Here is a 12175-nt window from a genome sequence, read left to right as displayed (position 1 = left end):
TTTATGATTAAAGAAAAAATAAAAGAAAAACTAGGAATAATATATTTAGATAGACCTCAAAAAATAAACGCCCTAACTCTAGCTATGATTAGAGAAATTAGAAAAATACTAGAAAAATGGGAAGAGAACGAAGAAATTAGGGCAATTCTTTTTGATTCTACTAGCGAGAAAGGCTTTTGTTCTGGAGGAGATTTGAAAGAAGTCTATAATGACTATCTTTTAAAGCCTAATAAAAAAGATAAGAGTGAGTTCTTTAGAGAAGAGTTTGAGTTGGATAAGTATATAGCATCTTACAAAAAACCTATAATTAGCCATTACTTTGGTATTGTTATGGGAGGGGGGATAGGTCTTAGTATAAATTCTGATATAATTATTACAGATGAGACTACAAATTGGGCTATGCCAGAAACTCGACTTGGCTTTCTTCCAGATGTAGGAGTATGCAAGGAGCTTTCAAAGCTACCCCAAGCCCTAGGCCAATACCTTGCCTTGACAGGATCAAGTCTTGGGGCAAGTGACCTTATTAAATATAAGCTAGCAGATTTCTATATAAAGTCATCTAAGTATGAAGAAATTATAAATAAACTGTTTGATTTATCTGGCCAGTACGAAGGAGATAGGTTATTAGATGAGTTTAGGAAAGTTTTAAGAGAATATGGAAATAAGGAAAATACTTCAAAAATAAAAGATGATTTAGGAAAGATTGAAGAATACTTCTCCCTCGATTCCTATAAGAAAATCTATAAGAAACTCAAGGCAAATGCAAAAGATGACTTTGCTAAAAAAACTCTTGCCAACCAAAATGAGAGATTTCCTTTTATGCTAAGCCTACAATTTGAGAAATATTTCCTCTGCAAGGACTTAACTTATGCTGAAACAATAGATTTAGATTATGAAATATTAAAATATTCAGTAGAAATTGGCTCAATGGAAGAGGGAATAAGAGTAACCATGATCGATAAAGATGACTCTCCAAATTGGCCAATTAAAAGCCTAGATGATGTAGATATGGCTAAGGTTAAAGAGCTTTTAGGAATAGATAAGACTTATGAAGAAAGGCTTAGGAAATAATTAGCTCTAGCTTAAATTGGGTATAAATTTACTAGTAGAGGAGGGGAATATGAATAAGAGAAAGATAAGTATGATATTTTTCATAATAGGTCTTTTGGCCTTTGGAATATCTTTGATACTACCTGTTGATATCTTAGAAGCTTATACGAACTTAAGACCTGTAGGAATTGGAACTTTAATAGTTTGCCCAATACTTGGTATAGTTGGCTTATTATTTGCTATCAAGGAAAAAACAATAACAGTTGCCTTATTAAATGTCTTACTGATTTTAGCATTTCCAATAGTGATGCTTATAGGCTACAGCTTTATGTAAATACTAGCTTCTAGCTCAGGCTGGGAGCTAATTTATTTATGACAAAGAAAACATTTGCACAAATCAGAAAGGAAAATATATGATTGATAACAAAATAGCAATTCAAGACACCTACGGAGATAGATTCAAACACTGCTGGGGATGTGGATCGGATAACGAATCAGGACTTCACCTAAAATCCTACCCAAGTGAAGATGGGAAATCTTGTATAGCAGAAATCGTCCCAGATGATAAATACACAGGCGGAGTTCCACAAAACTTATTTGGTGGAATGATAGCCATGCTATTTGACTGCCACGGAACAGCTTCTGCTGCCTACTTCAAACACAAGGATAAGGGCCTTGACCTTACTGAAGATACAGTAATAGGAAGATTTATCACAGCAAGACTTGAAATAAACTTCAAAAAAACAACTCCAATGGCTGAGACTGTAAGAATAATATCAGAACCTTTGGAAATAGGAGATAGGAAAGTGATAGTAAATATGAAAATGTACGCCAAGGAAGAACTTAGAGCTGAGGCAAAGATGGTTGCTGTAGGCGTTAAGGATAATATGTGATATATAAAATCGCTTGAATTACAAATTATTTCTGGCTATTGTTATTATTAATATTAATTAGGAGAATCGATAGTAGTGAATAATAAAGAGATTCGATTAATAGATTATTATGATGATTTTGATAGGACTTTGTCTTGGTATCAGGACCCTACCCTATGCAAGCAGGTTGATAATATAGACTACACTTATGATTTGGATAGACTTATCAGAATGTATAGGTATTTATGTAAAAATGGTAACTGCTTTTATATAAAGTTTGGTCAATCTATAGTTGGGGATATAACTTTATTAGATAATAATGAGCTTGCGATTGTTGTAGCAAAGGAATACCAAAATAAGAAAATCGGAAGACGTGCCTTAGAGATATTAATTGATATAGCAAAGGAAGATGGAAGAAAGTATCTTAAGGCTGAAATCTATAGTTTCAACATTCAAAGTCAAAAGCTTTTTGAATCATTCGGATTTATAAAAAAGGAAAATGAAATGTATATCCTCAATTTAGACTAGAGATTAAATCAAAATGAACAATTGTCCCTAACAAGTTTATGAATATTTGCAAAATATATAGAAAAATTTCATAAGCAAACCATAAATTAATATTTTCACTTATTAAGGAGTTTCTAAAAGATTTCTTATGATTTAGGGACTTATGTTCATATGTTTTCATAATATACTAAGCTACGTGCCTATTATAAATTATATACAAGAAATTAATTTCCTTGCAGACATTTTTAATATTTCTATACTTATCTTTAATCGCAGATTCTGTAGATAATTATTTCATGTGTTCGTACAAATTTATTCGTATTTTATAAACCAACCAACAATTATCCACGCCTAATCCATCAAATCTTGTAAAAATTCCTCTATTAATATAAACTATAACTAATATAGGAAAGATTGAGCTTAAAGGAAAATGGTATAAGATTGATATTTGCTATTTTCCTTGAGGAAGGATGGAATCTTAATGAAGATACTAATAGTTGAGGATGATAGAAATATAGCAAGGCTTTTGTCAGAAGAACTTAAGGCCTGGGCTTATGAGACCTATGAAATAAGGGACTTCTCCAAGGTGGTAGAGGAAGTAGAAGATTTAAAGCCTGATCTTATCCTTATGGATATTTCTCTTCCTTTCTTTAATGGATTTTACTGGACCCAAGAGATAAGGAAGAATTCAAAAGTCCCTATTATTTTTATATCCTCTCACACAGAGTCAATGGATATAATCCAAGCTATGAATTTCGGAGCGGATGATTATATTACAAAACCAATTGACGTAGCAGTAACTAGGGCAAAGATTCAAGCGGTCCTTAGGAGAGCTTATGATTATAAGATAGATTCAAATATTTTAGAATTCGATGATGTCTATCTCGATCTTTCCAAGGCGTGTATTTCCTTTGGGGAAGAGACTACTATTTTGACAAGGACTGAGCTTATGATTCTTGAAAGTTTATTTGAATCTAAGGGAGATATAGTTATGAGGGAAGATATTATAGAAAAATGCTGGCAAGACGAGAACTTCATAGACGATAATACTCTCGCTGTAAATATCACAAGATTAAGGAAAAAGCTAAGACAAATTGGCAAGGATAATTTCATAAAAACTAAAAAGGGAATGGGATATTTCCTAGAGGCAAGGGATGAGTAAATTAAAGGATTTTCTAAAAAGTCAAAATTATATAATCGGATTGTTCTTTTTATTTGCCATTAGTTTCTTTGCTATATTCATTCTATCGGAATTTCCTTTAGACAAATTCCTCTTGGGATTTGAAATTTTAGGATTTTTCTTGCTAATATATTTATCTATTCAATATTCAAAATTTAGAAAGGAAGAATCTTTTAGGGAAAAATACGAAAACTTATTGGATGAGAATAAGAGATTAAGAAGTACCTATATCAATGAGAAGAAAGATTTGGAAGAGTATTTTCTCCTATGGACCCATCAGATCAAAACTCCGATAACTGTTGCCAACTTAATCTTAAACAAAAAGTCTGATCCTGATACTAAAAAGCTAAAAGAAGAGATTTTTTATATAGAAGAATACACAAATATGGCCATAAATTACATCAAGCTTACAGATAGGGCAACAGATATGGATATAGAAAAGGTCGACTTAGATAGACTTATCAAGACCCTTCTTAAAAAATATTCCTTGATTTTTATTAACAAGAGGATATCTCTCGATTATAAAGATACCAAGGTTGAAGTTCTCACAGATTCTAAGCTTCTTTCCATAATGATTGAACAAATCATATCTAACGCTTTAAAATATACCCAGGAAGGTAAGATTAGAATTTCCTTTGATAAGGAGAAAAATACTCTTTCAGTCATGGATACAGGTATAGGTATTAGAGATGAAGACTTGGTCAAAATATTTGATAGGGGATATTCGGGTTTTAATGGTAGGATCAATCATAAATCAAGTGGATTGGGCCTATTTTTGGTAAGGGAGATTTCTAAGATTTTAAAGCTTAGGGTAGAAGTTAAGTCTAAGTTAGGTCAAGGAAGTGAATTTTTAATATTTTTTCCAGCCAATCTTACAAAATTGTAAGTTTAGGAGTCATATTGTAATATTAGATAAATGCTAGAAATATTTATATATTCTATAATATAAGTATAGAAAAGGAGGCATACATGCCAATACTAGAATTAAAAAATATTAAACGCATTTATGAAAGTAAGAACATAAAGACTGAGGCCCTAAGAGATGTGAACTTATCGGTAGAAGAAGGCGAGTTCATTTCTATAATGGGAGAGTCGGGAGCAGGTAAGACTACTCTTTTAAATATTATAGCTACCCTCGATAGGCCATCTTTTGGAAATATTAGTCTAAAGGGCAAGGATATGACAAAGCTTAAGGATAGTGAGCTTGCATCTTTTAGAAGAAAAGAGCTGGGCTTTGTCTTCCAAGACTTCAATCTATTAGACCATTTTACAAATAGAGATAATATCTATTTGCCTCTTGTCCTATCAGATGAGAAGGAAGAGGTTATGAATAAAAGACTAGAAGAGATTAAGGGAAAACTTGCTATAGAAGAAATCCTAGATAAATATCCTTATCAAATTTCAGGTGGGCAAAAGCAAAGGGTAGCCATAGCTAGGGCCTTAATTACAAGGCCTGCCCTACTTTTAGCTGATGAGCCAACGGGATCTCTTGATTCAAATTCTTCAAATATGATCCTGGATTTATTTACTAGGGTAAATGAAATGGGTCAAACTGTCCTTATGGTAACCCACTCCCTAAATGCAGCTTCTTTCGCAAAAAGAGTTCTTTTCATCAAGGATGGAGTTGTATTTCATGAAATCTACAAGGGAGAAGGAGAAAACCGCCCAGACTTTATGGAAAGGATCAACAAGTCACAAATCATGCTATCAAGGGGTGATTTATAATGAATAAGAAAATCGCCCACAAATTCGCTCTTAAAAACCTTAGAGCGCACAGATTAGTCTATCTTCCCTTTATCCTATCATCTGGGATAATGCTTATGGTATTTAATATTATGGCAAGTCTTTCTGCTAACACTTATGTAAGAGAAAGACACGCCTCTCTTCCTATGATTATTAATATAGGAATTGTTATAATTGGAATACTAACTTTTATATTTTTATTATATAGTACAAATTTCCTAAACAAGAGGAGAAATAAGGAATTTGCTCTTTATGGAATTCTAGGACTTGAGAAAAGACATATAAGAAAAATTATTTTTCTAGAGTTATTGATTGCTTTTGTCATAATAGGAGTGATTGGTCTTATCGGAGGATATATATTTGGTAAGCTATCTTTCCTTGCCTTAAATAAACTAATGAAAGATGTCGCGGGAGGCTTGATGGATTATCCTTTCTCATTAAAAGCGATGACAGAAACTATTCTTCTTCTTCTATTAGCTCTTCTAACAAGTTTATTTGCAACGAGTCTAAAAATATATAATTCTACTCCTGTAGAGCTTTTAGCTGATCAAAAAAGTGGGGAGGGAGAGCCTAAATCAAGATATATTTTGATGGTTTTAGGTTTTGTCTTGCTTTTATCAGGCTATTATATAGCTATTACGACACAAGGTATCCTAAAAAGTCTAGGATATTTCTTCCTTGCAAGTCTTATAGTAATGCTTGCGACATATATTCTGTTTGTGTCATTTTCTGTAATTTATCTAAAAAGACAGAAAGAAAAGAAGTCCTACTACAAGAAGGAAAGATTCCTAGCTGTATCTGGCCTTTTGTATAGAATTAAGTCAAATGCTATATCCCTTGCTAGTATTTCTATAATGAGCGTTGGCGTAATAATTGCCCTATCCGCATCCTTATCTATATACGATCGAATAGAGTATTCAGCTACAAATGTTGTTCCAAGAGAGTACAATCTGGATAGTCCAGTAGAGATTGATAAAGACAATCTAGAAGAAGAAAAAGAAAAACTTAGAAGTATTGTTCAGGCCACTACAGCTAATGGTGGAAAGATTACTAATGACTTCATATCCTATGGACTATTTACCAGTATCCAAGTAGAAGGAGATAAGTTTGAAACCTTTATGGGAGATGGTAAACATAAACCATATTTTCTAGTGGCGTGTGACTTAGAAAGTTACAATAAGAGAGTCGGTAAAGACAATAAATTAGCTGATGATGAAATTCTACTTACGGCCAATCAGAAATTTATGCTAGATAAAGATAAAATTGAAATTGCAGATAGGACTTATAAGGTTAAGATTATCGATAACTTTATCCCTTCTAATGTCGCTATCGAGACTTATGGCATAGTTGTAAAAGATTTTGATACAATTAGATTTCTATCTAGTGAATTTAAGCTATTTGATAGGAAGACGTCAAGTTATAAGGACTCAATTATTTCTCTTTCAGCAAACTGGGACGTCACTGGTATAGATAAGAAGACCTACAGGAAAAACCTAGAAGAATATTCTAAGGATAAGGATATAAATATCGAATACGCAGATAAGTATCTGGAAGATGCCTATGAGCTTTACGGAGGGTTCGTATTCCTGGGAACAATAATCGCCATAATCTTTCTCATTTCAACTATTTTGATAAGTTATTACAAGCAAATAAGCGAAGGCTTTGAAGATAGAAGGAAGTATGAGATTATGAAAAAGATTGGTCTAGAAGATAAGCTTATCAAAAAGACGTCTGCTTCTCAGATAAGCTATCTATTTGGAGCTCCTCTGGTCTTTGCTATAATTAATTCTCTAGTAGCTTCCAAAATAGTCTACCAGCTCCTAGCACTTTTTGGAGTGATGACCTTTATGCAATACGGAAAATACTTCTTCATCATGATAGGAGTCTTTGTAGTAATATATTATATGATATTTAAAATAACAAACAGGGCCTACTACAGGATAGTAAGTAGGTAAAAGTAGCCGCTTAGGATATAATCCTGGCGGCTTTTTTAATCTTATGTTATAATTAGATAAAGAAAAAGTTGAGATATTTTTAAGAGGTTTTATGCAGATATTACTTATGATATTATCCCTAGTAAATGGGATTTTTTCCATAATTAGGGATAACGATCAAAGAATCATATATTCCTATAAAAGCATGGGAATTGGTCTTATGACAATTGTCGTATCATATTGTTTTGATGCAGAAAAAATATCCAAAGAAGATTTGACCTATGCAATGGATGTAGTCCCAACTATGGCAAAAGTTTGTCTAGGCTTTGCTGTCCTGCTTATCTTAATTAATGGTCTTGTGATTTATAGATATTGGAAGGAGATTAAATGAAAGTTTTTGCTCTTATATTAGCTCTTACTGGCCTTGTTTTTCTATTCTTTGGCTATAAGATTTACTTTAAAAAGTCCTATGATTTAATCAATGGCTTCAATAAAGCTTATAAGAAGGGACTTAAGGATGAGAATTATGCTATAAGAGTGGGTAAGATTTATTTTCTTATCTTTATAGCTATCGAGATTTTGGCAATTTTTTTATATTTCTTATAGAAAGACCTGAATGGTAAACTTTACACAGATCTCTCAAACTATAAGATTATAGAAAGATTAATGGGGTAGTTATATAAGAGAGATGATTAGTAAAAGAAAGGATTACTATGAGAAAAGAAATTAAAAGAGAATGGGATTTTGAACTATTCTTCAAACCAGATTGTCCATTTTGCCTAAAAGTTCTTAATTATTTTAAGGAAAATGATATAATTAAATTCCCTTCATATAACATAGAAGATGTCGTTTCAGGATATGAAAATCAAGATAAATTATATGAAGTAGGCGGCAAGGCCCAAGTTCCTTGTATGGTAATAGATGGCAAGGCCATGTATGAATCAGATGATATTATAGCCTATGCCAAGGAAAACTTCCTAGAAAAAGCCAAAGAAAATAAGGCTAAGAGAGAAGAAAATAAGTAAAAGAATTTAATCTTATAAATAAATCGTTCCATTCTTAGAATTTGACTCTTAGGGGGGCTTCTAAGCCCTCTACCTATTGGAGACTTCTTCTAAGCAATGGAACGATTTTTAAATCAACTATTTATTTGATTCTTCTATTTTAACTTTTTTGCCAGAAATTTTCTTATTGTTAATAGATCTAATAGCCTTATAAGCTTCGGACTTTTCTAAATCTATAAAGCTATAGGATTTCTGGATTCTAATTTGCCCTATCTTATCCTTTGGGACTTTGCCCATCCTCGCTAGGGCCTTTATAATCTTATCCTTGGTGAAATTATCAATCTTACCCCTGTTCATAAAAAGTGTCGTCATTTCTTTATCGTATTTCTTTTTAGTTTTATTATTTGACTTACTCTTAGATTTCTTCTCCGATTTAAGGTCAATTCCTTCAAGCTTTTCGTGATGATTATTAGCAGCTAATTTATCTTTAAGTAAGATTTGGCATATCATAAAAGGATCATAACCCTTTTCCATAAGTCTTATGAGTATATCTTTTTCCCTATCAAGCTTTTCCTTATTATCAAGCTTTGATGAAATATCCTCTATAAGACGAAGGTCGCTTTGCCTATCCATTTGGACAAGGGTTGGGACAGGCATCTGTTTTATATTGGCCTTGGTATAATTTTCGATTTGCCTTAGCCTATTATTATCACGACCTGAGATTAGGGAAAAGCTTAGGCCGCTTTTGCCAGCTCTTGCTGTTCTTCCAATCCTGTGGACGTAGTATTCATCAAGCTGAGGTAGGTCATAGTTAAAGACGATATCCACATCATCCACATCAAGGCCACGAGCAGCTATATCAGTTGCAACAAGGATTTGGATGGTTTTATTCCTAAACTTCTTCATGACTTGGTCACGACTACCTTGTTTGAGATCTCCATGGAGGCCGTCTACTAGGTAGTTTTTCTTGGTGAGACTTTCTACAAGCCTGTCGACTTTTCTCTTGGTATTACAAAATACGATAGCAAGATTTGGCTTATGAATTTCTAGAAGTCGCATCAAGGCTTCTTCCTTCATAGATTCTTTAAGTTTGATATAGTATTGGTCGATACTATCAACAGTTACTTCTTTAGATTTTATTTTGACTTCGTAGGGATTAGTTTGATAAAGCTTAGAAAATTCTTGAATTTCAGATCCCATAGTAGCTGAAAAGAAACAAGTCTGTCTATCGGGATTTGTCCTATCAAGGATGAACTTCATATCATCCCTAAAGCCCATATCAAACATTTCGTCAGCCTCATCCAAGACTACTGTTTTAAGTTGGTCGAGCTTTAAGACCTTTCTTCTCATAAGATCCATAAGTCTTCCAGGAGTGCCAACTACAATTTCTACTCCCTTTTTTAGGCTTTTGATTTGCCTTACTATGTGACTTCCTCCATATACAGGAAGGATTCTGATTTCTTTCTTGTATTTACAAAGCTTTTCGATTTCTTTTGATACTTGGATACAAAGCTCTCTTGTTGGACAGAGGATGAGGGCTTGGGTTAATCCGTTCGCCTCTATTTTTTCTATAGCTGGTATGGCAAAGGCAGCAGTTTTCCCGCTTCCTGTTTGAGATTTTCCTATTAGATCATTCCCTTCCAAAAGATGGGGGATAGACTCTTCTTGTATAGGGCTTGGCTTTTCGTATCCTAAATCATCAATTGCCCTTAAAATTTCATTTCCTATATTTAATTCATTAAATTTCATTTATTATCCTTTTCTATATATTACAAACAAAAAAGCAGTCGCCATCAGACAACTGCCAAATACTATCTATATTATCCTTCTTTATATTTAATTATCAATCCAATTTATTAAATTTATAGGAAGAGATTTTCTCTCTTATTTTCTCTAGACTAGTTTCTTCATTAATATATAAACTAATTTCTAGAGCTGATTCCACTAGGGGACTTCCTGCAATTAGAATTTTTTCTTGTAAGTCTTCGTCAAGCATAGAATAAGCTGTTTCGACATTCATCATAGATGATCCCATGTCGAAGAAAACTACAAGACCTTCTGGGGCAAGCTCGTTCATTTTAGCAAAGATCTCTTCGAAATTTGACCCTAGATTTCCCTCATCATCCCCACCAGAATACTCAATTCTAACGTTTGTTGTCATTTGCCCTATGATATCAGTTAGACCCTTGGCCAAGTCCTTGCTGTGGCTTGCTATTAATATATTAATCATCACATCCTCCGAAGGCTTTTTTGATTATTAGATAGGAGCTATAGGCACCTGGGTCGATGTGACCGATAGATCTTTCCCCTACATAGGAAGCTCTACCCTTTAGGGCCTTGATTTCTTTAGTGTAGGTCATTTTCTCTTCTGCAATTTTTACAACTTCATCAAGACTTTTATCTTCCTTAAGGGCATTAGAAACTGGCTCTAGGACATCTACCATAGTCTTATCACCAACTTGGGCCTTTCCTCTTTTTTTGACAGCAGCAACTCCTTCGTCGAAGGCCTTGTTTAGTTCATCTCTTGATAAATCTTCCTTGCCATCAAGTGCTTTGGCAAAGCTCATGAAGAATGATCCATAGAGGGGACCACTCGCTCCTCCTACCTTAGATAAGAGGTTCATAGCAATCTTATTGAAAAAATCCTTGAGGCTTGAATATTCCTTATCTAGGTCAGTCTTTATAGCCTTAAAGCCCTTGGCCATATTGTAGCCATGGTCCGCATCTCCTATGCTTCTATCCAAATCGGTTAGGTATTCTTCATTAGCTATTATTTCATCTGATATTTCTGTAAATAAAACTTTTAACTTATCTATATTCATTATCTTCTTCCTACCTTAACTTCTCTATCGAGATATTTTACAATTTGATCATCTACGGCAAAGAGTGTGAGTGAAAATCCTGCCATATCCATACTTGTCATGAAGTTACCAACGTAAGTTCTCTTGATTTCTAGGGAATTTTCCTTAAGATAATCAGTAACGAAATTATTTACTAGATATAGTTCCATTTCTGTAGTTTGACCCATGCCATTTACCATAAGGGCATACTCTTTCTTGTCCTCAGGTATTTCTTTAAGTAGTCTATCTACCATTTCCTTGGCCATTGTATCAGCACTTTGGATTTTTTCTTTCTTGATACCTTCTTCTCCGTGGATTCCAATACCCATTTCGATTTCGTCTTCTTCTAGGCTAAAGCTTTCCTTGCCGTCATTTGGATTAGTGCATGGTTTTGTGGCAAGTCCTATGGTTTTGATATTTTGAACGATCTCTTCTGCCTTTGCTTTTATCTCTTCAAGACTCTTTCCTTCTTCAGCCATAGCTCCAAGAACCTTGTGGACGAAAATAGTTCCAGCAACTCCACGTCTGTCCTCATAGTTTTCTATAGCTATATCATCTCTTACGATTATAGAATCGACTTTGATATCTTCCATTTCTGCCATTTCTTGGGCGATCTCAAAGTTCATTACATCGCCTTGGTAGTTTTTGATTACCATAAATACGCCACTACCGCTGTCAGCTTTCTCTATTGCCTTTAAGATTTGATCAGGGGTAGGGGAGGTGAAGATACTACCGCATATAGCACAATCAAGCATACCTTCTCCTACGTAACCAGCGTGGGCTGGCTCATGGCCACTTCCTCCACCAGAGATTATTCCGACCTTGCCTTTTTTAGAAGGTCCCTTTCTTGCAACAACCGTACTATCGTCAAGTCTTTCTAGAATCTCTCCATTAGCTTTTACTAAGCCATCAATCATTTGATCAATTATCAAATCTACGTCGTTGATGATTTTCTTCATAATATTCTCCTTATTTTTCTTTTACCCAAGGTTCTATCTACAAGATATATACCCATTTCTTTAAAATTGAAAATTATAAGGGAAAC

General features: G+C 33.8%; 15 protein-coding genes. 11 read left to right on the top strand and 4 right to left on the bottom strand.

What is annotated here, in order from left to right:
* The first annotated feature begins 3 nt into the window (after window positions 1-3).
* From RCH56_RS02455 to RCH56_RS02405, 11 genes are all read left to right on the top strand, one after another.
* Window positions 4-1071, top strand: coding sequence for an enoyl-CoA hydratase/isomerase family protein (locus RCH56_RS02455; protein WP_306483414.1), 1068 nt, complete (start codon window positions 4-6; stop codon window positions 1069-1071).
* Between the two features lie 49 nt (window positions 1072-1120).
* Window positions 1121-1384: a hypothetical protein gene (locus tag RCH56_RS02450; protein WP_306483413.1), complete on the top strand. Its 264-nt coding sequence runs from the start codon at window positions 1121-1123 to the stop codon at window positions 1382-1384.
* Window positions 1385-1463: 79 nt separating this feature from the next.
* Entirely contained in the window at window positions 1464-1943 is a 480-nt protein-coding gene (locus RCH56_RS02445; RefSeq protein ID WP_306483412.1) for a thioesterase, read from the top strand.
* 75 nt (window positions 1944-2018) lie between these two features.
* Entirely contained in the window at window positions 2019-2450 is a 432-nt protein-coding gene (locus tag RCH56_RS02440) for a GNAT family N-acetyltransferase (protein WP_306483411.1), read from the top strand.
* A gap of 460 nt (window positions 2451-2910) precedes the next feature.
* Window positions 2911-3591 carry a response regulator transcription factor gene (locus tag RCH56_RS02435; RefSeq protein ID WP_306483410.1) on the top strand — a complete coding sequence of 227 codons (681 nt, stop codon included), beginning with the start codon at window positions 2911-2913 and terminating at the stop codon, window positions 3589-3591.
* The gene (locus tag RCH56_RS02430) at window positions 3584-4495 is read left to right on the top strand and encodes a HAMP domain-containing sensor histidine kinase (protein ID WP_306483409.1); all 912 of its coding nucleotides are present in this window, start codon (window positions 3584-3586) and stop codon (window positions 4493-4495) included. Before RCH56_RS02435 ends, RCH56_RS02430 begins: the two co-directional genes overlap by 8 nt.
* An 83-nt stretch (window positions 4496-4578) precedes the next feature.
* Window positions 4579-5334, top strand: coding sequence for an ABC transporter ATP-binding protein (locus tag RCH56_RS02425; RefSeq protein WP_306483407.1), 756 nt, complete (start codon window positions 4579-4581; stop codon window positions 5332-5334).
* Complete coding sequence (locus RCH56_RS02420; protein ID WP_306483406.1) at window positions 5334-7307, top strand: FtsX-like permease family protein; 1974 nt, start codon at window positions 5334-5336, stop codon at window positions 7305-7307. Before RCH56_RS02425 ends, RCH56_RS02420 begins: the two co-directional genes overlap by 1 nt.
* A gap of 91 nt (window positions 7308-7398) precedes the next feature.
* Window positions 7399-7677 carry a hypothetical protein gene (locus RCH56_RS02415; RefSeq protein ID WP_306483405.1) on the top strand — a complete coding sequence of 93 codons (279 nt, stop codon included), beginning with the start codon at window positions 7399-7401 and terminating at the stop codon, window positions 7675-7677.
* Window positions 7674-7892, top strand: coding sequence for a DUF3784 domain-containing protein (locus RCH56_RS02410; RefSeq protein WP_306483404.1), 219 nt, complete (start codon window positions 7674-7676; stop codon window positions 7890-7892). Before RCH56_RS02415 ends, RCH56_RS02410 begins: the two co-directional genes overlap by 4 nt.
* A 107-nt stretch (window positions 7893-7999) precedes the next feature.
* The gene (locus RCH56_RS02405) at window positions 8000-8311 is read left to right on the top strand and encodes a glutathione S-transferase N-terminal domain-containing protein (protein WP_306483403.1); all 312 of its coding nucleotides are present in this window, start codon (window positions 8000-8002) and stop codon (window positions 8309-8311) included.
* Between the two features lie 117 nt (window positions 8312-8428).
* On the opposite strand, the gene RCH56_RS02400 is transcribed toward RCH56_RS02405, so the two are convergent.
* The 4 genes from RCH56_RS02400 to dhaK form a co-directional block, all read right to left on the bottom strand.
* Window positions 8429-10039, bottom strand: a complete 1611-nt coding sequence (locus tag RCH56_RS02400; RefSeq protein ID WP_306483402.1) for a DEAD/DEAH box helicase — start codon at window positions 10037-10039, stop codon at window positions 8429-8431.
* 94 nt (window positions 10040-10133) lie between these two features.
* Window positions 10134-10520 (bottom strand): dihydroxyacetone kinase phosphoryl donor subunit DhaM, encoded by a 387-nt coding sequence (gene dhaM, locus RCH56_RS02395; protein ID WP_306483401.1) that lies wholly within the window; start codon window positions 10518-10520, stop codon window positions 10134-10136.
* Window positions 10513-11112, bottom strand: coding sequence for a dihydroxyacetone kinase subunit DhaL (gene dhaL / locus RCH56_RS02390; RefSeq protein ID WP_306483400.1), 600 nt, complete (start codon window positions 11110-11112; stop codon window positions 10513-10515). Before dhaL ends, dhaM begins: the two co-directional genes overlap by 8 nt.
* Entirely contained in the window at window positions 11112-12089 is a 978-nt protein-coding gene (dhaK, locus tag RCH56_RS02385) for a dihydroxyacetone kinase subunit DhaK (protein ID WP_306483399.1), read from the bottom strand. Before dhaK ends, dhaL begins: the two co-directional genes overlap by 1 nt.
* Window positions 12090-12175: the final 86 nt, after the last annotated feature.

The sequence above is a fragment of the Anaerococcus sp. genome (genome assembly GCF_030825785.1).
GTDB lineage: Bacteria > Bacillota > Clostridia > Tissierellales > Peptoniphilaceae > Anaerococcus.
This window is presented reverse-complemented; position numbering and strand designations above follow the sequence as displayed.